Annotated in this window: 8 protein-coding genes and 1 tRNA gene; 4 read left to right on the top strand and 5 right to left on the bottom strand. The window is 46.9% G+C overall.

Annotation, left to right across the window (positions count from 1 at the left end; genetic code table 11):
• Positions 1-48: 48 nt before the first annotated feature.
• The 4 genes from ACO0K2_RS05170 to ACO0K2_RS05155 form a co-directional block, all read right to left on the bottom strand.
• Positions 49-1,335, bottom strand: a complete 1,287-nt coding sequence (locus tag ACO0K2_RS05170) for an aspartyl/asparaginyl beta-hydroxylase domain-containing protein (protein WP_423016454.1) — start codon at positions 1,333-1,335, stop codon at positions 49-51.
• Positions 1,336-1,576: 241 nt separating this feature from the next.
• Complete coding sequence (locus tag ACO0K2_RS05165) at positions 1,577-4,486, bottom strand: TonB-dependent receptor domain-containing protein (protein ID WP_423016452.1); 2,910 nt, start codon at positions 4,484-4,486, stop codon at positions 1,577-1,579.
• Between the two features lie 680 nt (positions 4,487-5,166).
• Positions 5,167-7,875: a TonB-dependent receptor plug domain-containing protein gene (locus ACO0K2_RS05160; RefSeq protein WP_423016450.1), complete on the bottom strand. Its 2,709-nt coding sequence runs from the start codon at positions 7,873-7,875 to the stop codon at positions 5,167-5,169.
• Between the two features lie 862 nt (positions 7,876-8,737).
• Positions 8,738-9,280: a c-type cytochrome gene (locus ACO0K2_RS05155; protein ID WP_423016448.1), complete on the bottom strand. Its 543-nt coding sequence runs from the start codon at positions 9,278-9,280 to the stop codon at positions 8,738-8,740.
• Between the two features lie 387 nt (positions 9,281-9,667).
• Here ACO0K2_RS05155 and ACO0K2_RS05150 point away from each other — a divergent pair.
• The 4 genes from ACO0K2_RS05150 to ACO0K2_RS05135 all read left to right on the top strand — a co-directional run bounded on the left by ACO0K2_RS05150 (position 9,668) and on the right by ACO0K2_RS05135 (position 14,669).
• Positions 9,668-9,742 (top strand) — tRNA-Arg (locus ACO0K2_RS05150).
• Positions 9,743-10,038: 296 nt separating this feature from the next.
• Positions 10,039-12,813, top strand: coding sequence for a M16 family metallopeptidase (locus ACO0K2_RS05145; protein WP_423016446.1), 2,775 nt, complete (start codon positions 10,039-10,041; stop codon positions 12,811-12,813).
• Between the two features lie 319 nt (positions 12,814-13,132).
• Positions 13,133-13,852, top strand: a complete 720-nt coding sequence (locus tag ACO0K2_RS05140; RefSeq protein ID WP_423016444.1) for a substrate-binding periplasmic protein — start codon at positions 13,133-13,135, stop codon at positions 13,850-13,852.
• Between the two features lie 49 nt (positions 13,853-13,901).
• Positions 13,902-14,669, top strand: a complete 768-nt coding sequence (locus ACO0K2_RS05135) for a substrate-binding periplasmic protein (RefSeq protein ID WP_423016442.1) — start codon at positions 13,902-13,904, stop codon at positions 14,667-14,669.
• Positions 14,670-14,755: 86 nt separating this feature from the next.
• Here ACO0K2_RS05135 and ACO0K2_RS05130 read toward each other — a convergent pair whose 3' ends face one another.
• Positions 14,756-15,916, bottom strand: a complete 1,161-nt coding sequence (locus ACO0K2_RS05130; RefSeq protein WP_423016440.1) for a DNA polymerase Y family protein — start codon at positions 15,914-15,916, stop codon at positions 14,756-14,758.
• Positions 15,917-15,941: the final 25 nt, after the last annotated feature.

The raw sequence follows: 15,941 nt of genomic DNA, 5'->3' as shown, positions 1-15,941 counted from the left end.
TAAGCCATCTGCCACGCCACCGCTCAGAACAGAAAATGCCAGCATCACTCAGAGAGAATGGCGCTCTTTGAAAGCTAACTCGGCTTTGGACATCGCTGTAATCATATGGCGCTCGGCTTCACTCAAGTCGGGATGCCAGATATCAAAGATCATCACAACGCGCAATTGATCGCTGTTATTCCACGCTTCATGTTCAATGGTGTCATCAAACACAAGGGCTTGTCCGGGAATCCACGGTTTCGTTTGGTTGCCCACTCTGAATCCACAATGTTCCTGAATAATTAACGGAATATGCGTAAGCAGTCGCACATTGGACGCACCAGTGTGTGGACGAATATGGGTCTTCGGCTTTAACAACGAAAATAATGCCGATGGCGTTTTACCTAATTGAATGGGTTGTGGTGCCAGCGACAACAAGCGCATGGTATTGGGACATTTCGCCGCATTCGCTTCTTGAACAACGCCGTCTTTGTATAAGTGGTAAGCACTCCAATCAGGCGAATTGTTTAATTCCGCCAATTGCCCCATGGGTACCCCAGGACTGTATTCCAGATACGGCGTAAATCCTTCTTCTTCACCCAGCACGTGCATAAACTCGGTGAGGATTTGTTCGGTACCATTTTCAATTTCCGCAAGCCACGGAAAGCGCTCATGATCGAAAAATTCGACAGGTGCTAAACTAGGATAGTGATAGAGCAATGACTGCGAGTCGTAGCGCTTTTTACGACCCACCATGATATCGACCGAGTCACGGAAACGATCGAGTTGTTCTCCATGAACTTCTTGGTACGCGGTCGCCAGAAAATCATCTAAAAACTTGCCGTGCTCCTGGTCATAATTAGCCTTGTATTGCATCGCAAATTCAATAGAAGGACGGAGACTTGGATGCACTCTTTCAATAGGTGGAGCGACTTTCACCACGCTGCCGTACGTCAAGGCAGCCTGATGCGTTTCACCCAGCCGTGTATGTAAATCGGCTTTCATAATCAGGGCAAGCATATCCATTGGGTCGGCCACCAATGCCTGCTGGATCGCAGCACTCTCGCCATCGATATTATTTAATTTTCGATACGCGATCGCCAGGCTAATCCATTGTTGCGGATCTCGACCATCAATCTGACACACCCGCTCAAAAGCCTTACAGGCACTGTTGTTGTCGTTATTCGCTAACGAGTATTTTCCTAAAGCCGCTAAGGTGGGGATATGGTTGGGATTCAATAATAAAATTTGTCCCCAATAGGTGATCGCTTGACTACCCTTTCCCTCTTGCAATGCCTTATTAGCGGCCGCGGTCAGGATCTCGATCTCTCTCGCTACGTCTCGTGTTTGCTGCATGTTTGTCTCACCCAACCCCTACAAAAAAAACGGAAATGAACTGCCACTGATATTGCTATTTCTGTGGTGCGGCAATCATTGATTGCCACCTATTTTATGTCTTATTTGTTCTCAATAGACAAGGATGAAGTCGATATGACTTCGCTCACTCTTCGTTTACATCAACAAATCGTTCAATATTGCCCGAAAAAAAACGGCATGCTCGCGCATGCCGTTTTTAAGATGAACTACGCAGACAAAATTAGAATTTTGCTGTCAAGTTCACGAAGATCTTACGACCATAAGAGTCATACACTTGTGGGTAAGTATTACCGTTAGCAGAACCTGCTGCAGTAGTTACGTCAGTAGAAACAACTGGTGGATCTCTGTCAAACACGTTGTTGATACCGCCGCTGATTGTTACATTTTTTGTCAGTGGATATGCAGCATACAGATCGAAGTAATCACGTGCACCCATTTGTGATTCGATTGCAGCAGCAGGACCGCTTGAATTCAACAGTGGGTTACTACTGTTCAACTCAGAAGTCACTTTATCCATATGACGCCATGTACCAGCGATTTCCAGTTTCCATGGTGTATCCCATGTTACACGTGCTTTGGAGCGCCATTTTGGTGTTGGCGTACCGCAGGAAGGACCATAGTAGCCAACGCAGTCATAAGAACCCAAACCTGGTGTGTTTTCAACACTCAACTTGCTCAGGTAAGTACCGTTCAAGTTGAATGCCAAACTACCCCAGCCGTTCAATTTGTAGAAATAGCTTCCAGACACGTCAATACCGGAAGTTTCTAATTTACCGATATTCGTTGTGTTTGCGGAGATATAACCATTTGTTGTCAACCACAAGCTGCCTTGGTTGTCACGGTGGATCAGGTTACAGTAGACTGGATTTCCTGTTGTCAAACATTGGTTCAAAGATGTTGTTGGATCAACAGAGGAAATCGTGTCTTCGATCTTGATGCTAAACGCGTCAACAGTGAAGCTCAGATTTTTAACTGGCTCAACAACAAAACCAATTGTGTATGTTTTCGCCTTTTCAGGTTTCACATTCGCATTACCACCAGTCAGAGACTGATACTGGTTCGCGCTGTTGAGTTCGATGTTACCGTATTGAGCAGCAGAGACACCTGTGTTAGCACACTGTGCAGCTGTTGCTGTTGGCTTAGTGCCACCGCATGGATCGTTAGATGGACCACCCAAACCGACAACTGCTGGGTTGTACAGATCAAAGATTGTCGGTGCACGGACAGCTTGTTGATAGCTACCACGCAGACGTACTTCTTTGATTGGAGACCATTCAATGCCTAAACCGTAGGTGTTTGTCTTAGCGTTCGTACTGTAATCAGAATAACGATAAGAAGCGCTCAAATCCAACGATTTGATGAACTTCAGGTTTTCAGCGATTGGCACATGAACTTCACCAAATACTTCCTGAACTGTGTAACCACCGTTGATTGCTGGAGAAGCTGCACCAGCACCAGCGAGATCACCGGAAGCTGTTTCATAGTCTGGTGCATAGACCAAACGTTCTGTACGACGCTCAACACCGAAGGATACGCCAACACCTTGGGTAGTCCATGGAGTCTTAATGCCGTACACGGAGAGATCGGAACCGATGTTACCACCAACGATCGTTTGATCTGTGTGACCTTGTGACAGACCTGAAACTTGCAGGTAGTTCAACGCTGCTTGCGTGATGCCACCAACAGCGAACATGTTGTATGGTACACAAGTAGGATCTGCGGAGCGGCAAACTGCCTTACCAGTCTTAGGATCAGTAATTGCATCGAGTGCGTTACCGATTTTCGCTGAAGAGAAATAATTCAGCTTCGTTTCAGAGTGGTTAACACGTGATACTTGACCGAATACGTCATAAGTCCAGTTACCCAAAGAACCTTTTACGCCCAATACATCACGGAATGACTGATCAGTGATGTCATCGATACGTGGACCGCCTTCGACGTTACGCTTACCGATGTTAAACGTCAAAGTTTGGCCTGGTCCTGTGAAGCCCAGGGCTTTCTGCCAAGCTGGTGTCAGGAATGGATTATCTGAAGACAGTGTCTGTGGACCGTAGAAAATACCGCCAGCAGCAACTTGCGCGTCTGTGTGATAGTTATGGAAGTTAAATTCGTTGTAGATACGAACATTCTCATTAATATCAAAGTGACCTTGCGCATTGAAGACATAAACTTCAGATGGACGTTGCAGGTAGTTGATTGGACCAAAGTTGTACGCATCTTGTGCAGAAACGTATTTACGTGGGTTACCGTCAGCACCTAAAGTATAGGAACCTGTTTTGCCTGTGATACGACCAGTTGCACTTGTGGAAGAACCGGAGCACGCATACGCTGTGTCAGATACTGCTGCAACTGTACAAGAGGAGAAGTCACGTGCAGATTGCAGGATAGCTTCAGTTTGCTTGTAAGAGAAATACAAAGTTGCGTTACCTTTGTTGTCAGCAAAATTGCCACCAACCAGTACGCTTGCATCTTTGATCTGACCGTCGTAATTAATATTGCCTGGCACAGGGTAGCCATGTGCAATAGCTGCAGACGTGACGCTGTCGTTGTGTTGTTTGTGGTTGTAGCCGCTGGAGTTAACGGACATTTCAACACCCTCAAAATTGTCTTTGAGAATGAAGTTGACCACACCCGCTACCGCACCCGCACCGTACACCGCACCTGCACCGCCTGTCAGAACGTCAACGCGTTTGATCAGACCTGCTGGGATTTCGTTCAAGTCAGCTGCAGAGCTGCTTGTGCTGCCGTATGGCATACGACGACCGTTAACCAGTACCAATGTACGGTCAGCGCCTAAGCCGCGCAGACTGACGGTAGCTGTACCGCTAGCACCGTTAGAGATCGCGCCACCTTGATCCGCGAATACTTGCGGCAGGTTGTTCAGAATATCTTCTGTTGAACGTGCGCCATCGATTTTGATGTCTTTGGCAGTCATTTGCGTCACTGGGCTCGGACCATCGACGTTAATCGTTGGAATACGAGTACCTGTTACTTCTACTTTTTGGACTGCTGGGGCTGCATCTTTCGCTTCTTGTGCGGATGCGACTGCACCGAACAAGCTGAGCCCAGCAATCATCCCGCCAGAGAACATAATTCTCACTGACTGGGACAATATTTTTTCTTTCACCATTTGTCACGCTCCCGAGATTGGTTTTCTAATGCAACTACAAACAATGCCCTGTAATCGATTCAAAACACTTTTTTACATTTGTAAATTTATTTATCAAAATCTTTTTGATCATGTATGAAACCATTTCATCATTGTTACTGTCAATCTCGCGTAGATACATTGCCACAAAAAAACAACACCTCATTACGACTTAAAAATGACGCCCAAAATTGGGGCATCCCATGGTGCGTTATTGCGAAATTCGGTTTTAATTATTTATATTGCGCTCTCCAGAGATTTTGTTTCTCATTTGCGTAGTGAATATTAAGATTATCAAAATATTTTGTTGTATTTCCGAATAATGCATTGATCGATTGGTGTTGCTTACAGCGAAACAGCGCCCAATCCAAAAAGTAAATGCACTAAAAAAATGCATAGAAATTTTTCATATGCTCGCTATTTTTTCAGATTATTTTTTTGGCCGCGTTCGCTCACAACACTAAAAATTTTTTAAAAAAAATCGTAGCAAATCCTTTCCGATGGACTGCATGCTAAATGCAAGAGACAAAAAAAATGGTACTCAACGAGTACCATTTTGAAGAAGTGACACCTAACTAGATCCCACTGAAAAGCCTTTTTGTCGGCGAAGACTCTAAACGATGATCAGATCAATCATCGTTGAGTGTCGTTATGCTTCCCTATCAGAACTGATAAGTCGCACGCAAGTTGTAAGCACGACCAACTGCGCTAGAGAAGACTGGATTGTAGCCAGCCTGCCAGTTTTGAATCTGATTAGAGAACGGTGGGTTGGTATTGAGCAAGTTGTCGATACCGAACACAACACGCATGCCTTTGAACGGTTTGTAGCTAACATGCGCATTCCAGATGGAGTAAGCACCAACATCGATGTTGTTACCGGCTGCATCCGTTGTAAAGTCCTGGTATTTGGACATGTAGTGATTGCTCAAGCCTGCACCCCATTGACCCTTGGTCCAGTCGATACTCAACAAGTCTTGGAAACGAATGACTGGCTGATTACCTTGGTTGAACTGACCGACCAGATTCAGTTGTGGACCTGTCGAGAACTCTTGCAGGTTATAAGTCAACACATAAGTACCTTCCGCGCTGAAACGGAATTTACCGTAGTCTGTGTTGAGCACATAGCTAGCACTCAAATCAATCCCTGAGGTATTGATACCACCTGTGTTCTGGTTGGTTTGGATCACATAACCACATGTTGCCGCAGATGGCGTTGGACATTGGATATTAGCCAATGGTGCTGGTGTCAAGGAACCAGAGCTATTCAACTTGTAGTTGTTCGCGTAGGTCACTGGGTCGTTGTAGATCACTGTATCAGGCAACGTCTGGATCTCGTTCTGTACCATGATCTTGTAGTAGTCGACCGTGATATCCAGATTTTTGATTGGTTCAATGATAAAGCCGAGACCAAAGTTTTTCGATGTTTCTGGTTTCAGTTTTTGATTACCACCTGTCAACGCCATCCCTTGTGAGTTACACACGGTATTCGTGAAAATCGGATTCGTGCCACCTGCAGGGCAACCTGGGCCAGTCATGTTACCTGCGGCTGCGCCCAGCGTATTTGGTGAATATTCTTCCACCAGTGTTGGTGCACGGAAACCTGTCGAGGCAGAGCCACGGATTTTCAGGATATCTGTTGGTTGGTACGCGAAAGACAGCTTAGCGTTGTTGGTGGAGCCAAAGTCACTGAACTGGTCGAAACGCTCAGACACCGTGAAATCCAACTTCTTGCTCACTGGAACGTTCACTTCAGCAAATAAGGATTTGGAATTACGGCTACCCACAACCGTGGTTGGTGGATAGTAAGTGGCTGTGTACAAATCTGTCGCCAGTTGGGTTGGGTTTTCACTGATTTTTTCGCTACGGAAATCAAAACCAACCGCAAACTGTGCCTGACGACCTGCGTTAAAAGCGTCACCTAAGGAATGGCTTGCATGACCGTTAAAGCTTGTCAGCGTCAATGTTCCAGAGGACAGATCACCGCTGGTATAGGCACTGTTGATTAATGCTTGACCGGCAGCCGACTGGGGGCCAAACGGGTTGATCAAATCACTGAGGGTATTGTTTTGCGAAATTTTTGCGTAGTTAGCGTAGCCACCATAGACCTGTTGAATGCCTTTGTTTTGGCTCCAATCCAACGAAGTCGAGTAATCCCACCCAGCGTTGTCACCAGAGAGTGTAATCAGCAAACGTTGCTCGGTATTCGTCGTACCCTGGTAACGATTATTATTCAAATCCGTCCAACCCGCCAAGATAGGGCCTGTCAAAACAGGCGTTGTTGTGGAGCACGTTCCTACGCAGGTTGAGTTCGCGGCGGTTGGGAAGTACGCATTGGTTGGATTGACGTTAAAGCTGTAGGTCTGTGGTCCACCCCACGTGGTCAATTCAAACCGGCTATAGAAGTACTGTGCCGTCAATGTATTGTTACCCGGCAGTGTTTTGGTCAATTGCAGTAAGCCCGAGGTGGAATTCGACTTTGGAATCAAATCCACGGCGGCAGAGTATAAGAACTGGCAGCTACCATTTAATGCGAGAACGTTTTTATTATTGCCGCAGCTTGGATAGCCGACTTGCCACAAATTATTGTTGCTATCGAAATAGGAACCTGGTGCTGTACCTGTCACGCCGTTCACGTTCGTCAAGCCTAAGCCTGGGTTGTAACCTGTGCTAGCAAAAGAACGCTGGGATGCTGTGAGTTCGCTCTGCTCTGTGTGATTGAGCGTCATCATGATGTTATAGCCATCTTCGGACAGGTTACCCTTACCCCATGCCAAATCGAAGGTACCAGACTTACCACCAGAACCCTGAGGAATGGTGCCACCGACGTTCACCTCACCGCCTTGCAAATCTTTTTTGGTAATGAAGTTGATGACACCTGCAATCGCATCAGAACCGTACAAAGAAGAAGCGCCCTCTCGTAACACTTCAATATGATCGATCGCAGTGAACGGGATCGTGTTCAAGTCGACCCCGGCGCCACTCGCGACGTTGTTGGCAAGACGTTGACCATCTAACAATACGAGTGTTTTTGTCGCACCGAGACCGCGCAAGCTTGCCTCAGAAACGCCGCCACTGAAGCTACCAACAGCCACTGCTGTGGTAACCGTCGAGTTATTGGATGTCACCAATGCCAGTGCCTGTTCAACACTGGTCACGCCCATGTCCTTGAGAGTCTCTGACTTGATGATGGTCACGGCTTCAGCAGTTTCTGCATCAACACGTTTCATCATGGAGCCTGTCACAACGACTTGTTGCAACGGGGCATCCGCTGCGGGTGCTTGTTGCGCATAGGCTGTTTGCGCCAGTGCGCTGACCGCGAATCCACCGACAAACATCAGTCGAACGGATCGGGCGAGTATTTTTTCTACCATGATACTTCCTCCAAAGATGGGTATGCTTGCGTCGTTTTGCACGAATGTTTTTGTAAGCATATGTTCAAAAATTTGTTAACTGTTTTTCCACAACGTTTACACGTCAAACTGTGGTCCAAGACACACAATCGGGAAGCGACTTGCGTCATTTAAGTAAAATTGTGAAAAGATAGTTGTAATTCATCAGACCATTTTGGTATGCACTGTGTCAATCTGATGCCCGTCGCCGAACATGCAAAAAAGAGACACTTTTAAAAGTTTAGTAACAGCAATGTTTCAAATATGTTTTTTCTTGTTGTTGGCACCTATCAAAGCGATCAATTTTGGTGCAAAGCAATATCGGCGTCGTTTTTTAATAAAATTCGCGTGTGCTTGCTAGAAGCGATATAAAACGCAAAATAGAGCGAAATTGGGGCATTTTTATTATTTTCTGCCCCGTTGCCATTCAGATCAGGCGGAGGCCTTTCTTCCTTTCAGGACCTTTTTCGCACCAACAATGTGCGAGACAAAAAATATACTATTTATTACAAATAAAAATTCTTGGTGTTGCTTTGAAGCTGCCTTAGTCCGTCAAAAAAATGATTTTTTAATACTGAAATTATCTTTAAGTTAATTTCTTAAAAGGAATTGATAGGGGTCCATGTTTAGATCATTGGAAACACGTCATAGAAAACAAGGTCATGCCTCGTAGCATCTAAAGTGAAGCGACAGAGCGTCTAAAAGGCGGGCGAAAGGCATCTGACATAAAAAAAGCCGCTCATTCATCACGAATGAGCGGCTTTTTTTGCCTATCTGGTCAATCAACACATCAACATCACGCGGTGTATCAAGTCAATGTTACCCAGATTCTTGTTAGGTTCGTTTATTTCGCTGGCGCATCAGCAGGTGCTGCCGGTGCTTTCACTTCTGGTTCTTTAAATTGTGCACCACTGCCATTGGCCATGTGCACAACAGCACGTGCGACTTCAACGTCGTCTAGATCAGGATTGCCGCCTTTGGCTGGCATGGCACGAATACCCGCAACCGCATGCTGAACCAAGGTATCGTAACCTTGAGCAAGACGTGGGCCCCATGCGCCATTGTCACCAAACTTTGGTGAACCCGCTGCACCAGTCGCATGGCATGCCGAGCACACCATTTTGTAGACGGCTTCACCCGACTGCAATTGCTTAGGACCGCTTGCATCCTTAAAAGTAAAGCCTTGGTCGGCAACCGGTTGAATACGCGCTGCAACCGCTTCTGCTGATAAGGCAGAGGAACCAGCACTGACTTTTTTATCATTGGATACAAATTGCACCAGTAATAGTATGCCAATGATAGGAACCAAAAAACCCGCGAGAACTGCAGCGATGAGTTGTTTAGGTGTCTTAATCACTGATTCGTGTTCGTCGTGCGCATCACTCATGGTTTCCTCTTTGCAAATGAAATGGTCATCCCGGTTGCTTGCCAGTGATCTAAATCAACTGACACTAAAGTTTTTGATTATAGAACCAAAAGTTCGCCGTTTGCTATCAAAAGCGGCGTTTGTCTGATTTGCATCAGTAAATGTTGTTGTGCGGTACGGCAAAAGTGGGAACGGGAAGATTTCTTTGCCATCCGGCTCAGCCCTGGGTCTGTTTTGTTTTTCCTTTGAATGACGGAAAGCTCGTTTTTCTGATCAGAAACCTACCTTTTCTCGCTGAAGGCCACGAAAACAGCGATTTATTCAGGATTTCACAAAAATATTGCAATGCACGCAATGCAAAAACGCTGTTAAACATATACAATTGCGAACCTCTGAAGTAAGTACAACGCGACCGTCTTCCAACGGATAGGATACGAGTTTCCGAAGCTCGCAATACAGGTTCGATTCCTGTCGGTCGCACCACTTCTCTTGGGCAAGATGTCGTCGCCCCACACTTCCCCCATCCACTTTTCGCATGCCATGAATCCCGTGGTGAACACGTATTCGACGTTCTTTCTCGTTCGATCTTAATATATTTGCGTCGACATCTTTTATTTGCCTCTGCTACACTCATTTGAATTATTGTTAATTAATAATTTATATTTTTCTATTTTCTCTGGTTTGCGTTTGGTACGTGCACGTGTACTTGCTGCGTCCATTGGCAGTCCTCAGCTCAAGGAAAGATCTTTTTCCTACATCTTCGTTTCTGAAAGGGTTCTATGATGTCTTCGCGTTTTTCATTTTCTCTATTGAGTGCGTCCTTGGCGATGGCTTTTGGCGGCTTGATGCATGTGCCTGCGATCGCGGCCACACAACCCGCTGTTGAAAAACAGGCCATCCTTCCCGCTGGAGTGCAGTTTGTGCGCACGGTCGAAGGCATCAATGAATATCTGCTGCCGAATGGATTGCGCGTCTTGTTAGTGCCCGATGCCAGTAAACCAAGCACCACCGTCAACATCACTTATCGCGTGGGATCCCGCTACGAAAATTACGGCGAAACCGGAATGGCGCATCTGTTAGAGCATCTGATGTTCAAAGGCAGTAAAGAACATCCGCGCTTATGGGAAGAAATGTCACAACGCGGCGTGCAATTCAATGGCACTACCTCATATGACCGCACGAATTACTATGAAACTTTCGCCGCCAATCCTGCGACGCTGACATGGGCCTTGTCCATGGAAGCAGACCGCATGGTCAATTCCAGAATCTCCGGCGATGACCTGAAAACAGAATTTTCTGTTGTCAGAAACGAGATGGAAAAAAATGAAAACTCTGCCATCGGCATGTTGATGCAGCGCGTCATTGCGAGTTCCTACCAATGGCACAACTACGGTAAAGACACCATCGGTGCACGGACGGACGTGGAGAATGTCAATATTCCGCACTTACAAGCATTCTGGCGTAAATACTATCAGCCAGACAATGCCACACTCACGGTCGCCGGTGCATTTGATAGCAATCAAGTGCTGAAATTAGTGGCACAACAATTCGGCAAAATCCCCCGACCAAAGCGCGTGCTTGAGCCAACCTATACCCTCGATCCGGCACAAGACGGCGAACGCGACGTCACGGTGCGTCGCGTCGGTGAATCCCCTGCTGTAGTTGCGATGTATCACACCATGCCTGCGGCCAATGCAGACTACCCAGCAACAGAAGCGCTGGCACTGATTTTGGCCGACAGTCCTAATGGTCGTCTCTATAAAGCCTTGGTCGAAGCGAAGAAAACCGTTGACGTATTCCCTTACGCTGCTAATCTCGATGAACCTGGATTTTTGTTAATCGGCGCTAACCTCCGTGGGGATCAAGACACAGCTGAAGCTAAAAAAATCATGGTCAGCACGATCGAAGGCTTTGCACAAAAACCAGTGACGGAAGAAGAATTAGCACGCGCCAAAGCAAAACTGAATTCGGATTTGGCGCAGGTCTTTAACGATCCTGAAAAATTTGCGGTTGCACTGTCGGACAATATTGCTTCGGGTGACTGGCGGTTGATGTTGTTATTCCGTGATCGCGTCAATGCACTCACGGTCGCAGATGTACAGCGCGTCGCCACTACGTGGCTTAAAACGAGCAATCGCACCACAGGCAGCTTTATTCCTGATGCTAAACCGGATCGCGCTCCAGCACCTGCCAAGGCAGACGTAGTCGCAGAATTAAAAACCTTTAAGCCGAGCGCCGCAATCGCACAAGGCGAAGTCTTTGATAGTTCTCCTGCCAACATCGATAAGCGTACTGAAAAAGGCATTCTTAGCAATGGCATGAAGTACGCATTGTTGCCAAAAACAACCCGCGGTAATACGGTCGTGATGGCGATGAATCTGTATATGGGAGACGCGCAAAGCCTCAAAAACAAAGGCGTCATTCCTGAATTAACAGCAGCGATGCTCAACCGCGGCACTGAAAAACTGAGCCATCAAGCCTTCACTGAAGAGCTCGACAAGCTCAAAGCGAAAGTACAAATTTCAGGTGGTGTCGGTAGCGTCAATATCAGCGTTGAAACCGTACGAGACAACTTGCCCAAGGTAGTCGGACTGGTGAGTGACGCCTTACGTCATCCCGCCTTCAATGCAGACGAGTTTGCGCAGTTAGTCAATGCACAACTTGCACAGTTAGAAGAATCAAGCAAAGATCCGCAAGCATTAGCGGTCGATGCCGTTCGCAGTGCGAATAATCATTGGCCAGCGGATGACCCACGCTACTACCATACCATCTCAGAAAAAATCGCAGCCTTGAAAGGCGCGAAGCTGGCAGACGTACAAGCTTTCTGGACATCGTTTTACGGTATTCATCAGAACGATCAGGCGCAGATCGCTGTTGTCGGTGAGTTTGATTCTGCCGCATTGAAGAGCCAATTGGAATCCACCTTTAGTGCATGGAAATCCGAACAAGCTTTCCAACGTCTCAATCGCGTGTACAACGAAACACCCGCCAAAGATCTCCGCATCCAAACGCCCGATAAAGCGAATGCGTTTTTCTTTGCCAGCATGAACTTGCCAACGGGTGAACAACATGCCGATTACCCTGCGCTGGTGATGGCGAATTATCTGCTCGGTGGTAACGTCAACTCGCGTATCTTCAACCGTATTCGTCAGAAAGACGGCATCAGCTACGGTGGTGGTTCGGGGTATTCTGCATCCTATCTGGATAACTTTGGTAGTTTCTCTGCTTACGCGATTTACGCACCACAAAATCGTGAAAAACTGGAAACAGGCATGCGCGAAGAAATTAATCGCGCAGTCAAAGAAGGCTTCACTGCCGCAGAATTAGAGGATGGTAAAAAAAGCTACTTGCAAGAACGTCAGCTCCAACGCAGCCAAGACAGTCTGCTCGCCCAAGAACTGGCAGCAAATTTATTCTTGGGTCTGACGATGCAGCGTGATGCGGATCTCGATAAAAAGATCGCTGCGGTCACTGGTGCAGACATCAAAGCAGCGTTACAAAAATACATCTCTTATGAAAAACTAACACGCGTGTTTGGGGGTGATTTTAAATAATCCTCGCCCTCTAGGGTGTCGTTGAACGGCATCCCTTCGCAGTAAGCCAGCCTCTCGTTCGAAAGACGAGAGGCATTTTTTTTGGGAAAAAAGGAAAGATCGGATGAATACGCTAAAAAGAGGCAAAATGCATTAATATCAGGACATGTGCGCATCAGGGCTTATCGCATGAGGCTGGCTGAGTGAAGCACATTGCGCTTCATATCACGCTTTTTTTGTTATTTATCGATGGCGTTGCCGACACATTCGGTGTGTCACCAGACTGTCCTACTTGTCTATGCGTTTTGATCTTTTTCATTGTTCGCTACAACGTTGCATCGTGTTGATTGGCATCTGTGTTCTTCCAATGGTCACGTTGGCAACGGAATTGACTGTCGTTACTGAAAATCTTCCCCCGCTTAACTATGAAATCAATGGCGTTGTCACTGGCTACGCGACAGAAGTCATTCAAGCTGTGCTGAAAAAAGCCAATATCCAGACAACCATTTCTCTCATGCCTTGGGCACGTGCTTATCAGACAACACTGACCCAACCCAATACTTTGCTCTATTCAACGACACGAACGCCAGAACGCGAGGAGTTGTTTGAGTGGATAGGCCCCATCAGTTCCCGGCAGATTTACTTATATAAACTCAAAAGCCGGCGCGATATTCAACTCAAATCCATCGCCGACAGCACCCAATACAAAGTGGGACTCGTGAGAGAAATGGCGGCGACAAAAGAATATCTCACTGTCTCGGGTATCGCCGAATCCCACGTCGATTTCGCCCCCACGTCTGATTCCAATGTAAAAAAATTATTATTAGGTCGCACAGATCTCATTGTTTCCCAAGATTGGGGTGCCGCATTTTTGATGAAAAGTCTGCAAAGAGATCCCGCAGAGCTACAACCGGTGTGGCTATTAGATGATAAAAATAGCTATTACTTTGCAATGAATAAACAAAGTGATCCCGCGTTGATACAAAAAATTCGTGGAGCGTTCAACAAAGTACAACAATCCGGCTTACTAGAAAAACTCAGAAACAAATACATGCGCTAAACTCTGTCACCCACTTTTATTTTTCAAAACAATGCGCGCTTTCTGTTTCATGTTGTTGATGATGTTGGTTGTTGCTACCAGCGCACCTGCTTCGTCGGCTGAGCGCGACAAACTCCATCTGGCCTCGCTTGAATGGTCGCCCTATGTCAGTCACACATTGCCAGAAGAAGGTCTCGTATCTGCCGTCGTCAAGGCCGGTGCGAAAGAAAGCCAACTTCCTGTCAGCATTTCTTATTTTCCCTGGAGTCGCGCTGTGCAGGCGGGCTTGGAAGGTGAAGATTTTGCTGGCTATTTTCCTGCTTTCTATCTTAAGGAGCGGGAAAAAACCTGCTATTTTTCTAACACTCTAGGCAATAGTACGATCGGTTTTGCTTATCTAAAAAATAAGCGTTTCGATTGGGCGACGTTAACGGATCTAAAGGGTTACAACATCGGTATCGTGCATGAGTACGCCAACGGTGAGGGATTTGATCGCCTTGTCAAACAACATGTACTCACCACAGATGCCGCACCGTCCGACATCAGCAATGTTAGAAAATTACTCGCTGGTCGCGTGGATGTCATCGTGATTGATAAAAATGTCCTACGCCAGTTACTCATCAGTGATAACAGCCTGGACAAGGAAAAATACAATATCGTTTTTCATCCGAAAGAACTGACTAACTTTACGATGCACATCTGCTTTCAACGCAACGCCAAAGGCTTGCGATTGCAAAAGGCGTTTAATGCCGGCCTCACAAGCGTCAAACTCAAGCAATTCGAAAATCAATATTTCGGGCAGCTTCCTCATGCGGCCAGTAGCAATGAGTCGCAATGAGTGGCAATGAGTGGCGATCGATAACATGCACAAGCCACATAAGGCCAGTCATGTCAGTCGGGAACAATCTCCCCGCCCCACCGTCATCACCAATCAGTAAATAAAACGCCCTGCGTTCCTCGCCACTGTCGACGAGCGTCACTTTCTTTGATCAACGTTCCAGCCCTGACTCCTAGTAACCGGAACTTATGTTCAAGCGGAATGCGGCGCAGACATTCACCAGCGGCTTTGCGGATCACAGCATGATCGGCTGTGGCTGCCGATAAGGTCATGTCACGCGTCGAAATACGAAAATCTTGATACCGAATCTTGATGCCAACGGTTTCACAGCGGTATCCTTTTCTTTTCAAATCATCAGCCAGCCGCGTACACAAGTTCGTGAAAATACCTGTCAGCGTCTCGCGATCGGTCACAGCATGCAAATCACGTTCAAAGGTCACTTCGCGGCTAATCACTTTGGGCTCTGAATAGGTCACTACGTCACGGTGATCGATGCCACGCGCCGCGTTATAAAGCCAGTTTGCATAGTTAGCGCCAAAATGATCCTGCAACAGTCCAGGGTTGGCCGCTGCTAATTCACCCACGGTAAGAATCCCCAGCAAAGCAAGACGCTCTGCCGACTTGGGACCAATACCATTTACCTTTTTGACAGACAACGGCCAAATGCGCGTTTCAACATCGTCCATTGAGAGAATCGTCAGCCCATCTGGTTTATCCAAATCAGAACCAATTTTTGCCAACAACTTATTCGGTGCGATACAAATAGAGCATCTCAAGCCCGTGGATTCAAAGACCGCATTTTTTAAGCGTTGTGCAAGACGATGTGTTTCTTCAGGATGGTCCGTCAAATCGATGTAAATTTCATCGATGCCGCGATTTTCAATCTGCGGCGCAATCTGGGCGACGGCTTCTTTGAATGTCGCGGAAAAATGTCGGTAAGAATCAAAATCGGTAGGCAGTAAATACATCTCGGGCGCTATTTTTGCGGCTTTCATGATGCCCATGGCGGAATGGACGCCCAGCGCGCGGGCCTCATAGGTGGAAGTGGTGGCGACGCCGCGCCCCACGTAGTCTTTTAACCGAGAAAAAATGCGGGTACCGTCCGCCTGCACCACGGGCTGATGCGACGCACCGCCGCCAATCAGCACAGGTTGTCCACGCAACTCTGGATATTTCAACAGCTCAACGGACGCATAAAACGCATCCATATCCAAATGAGCAATACGTCGGGCCAGAGTGGTTGCCATGGTCAAGAATCAATACGCAAAAACA

The organism is Undibacterium sp. MH2W, from assembly GCF_049340215.1.
GTDB lineage: Bacteria > Pseudomonadota > Gammaproteobacteria > Burkholderiales > Burkholderiaceae_D > Undibacterium.
The sequence above is the reverse complement of the archived record's forward strand: the minus strand, read 5'-3'. Positions and strand labels throughout refer to the sequence as shown.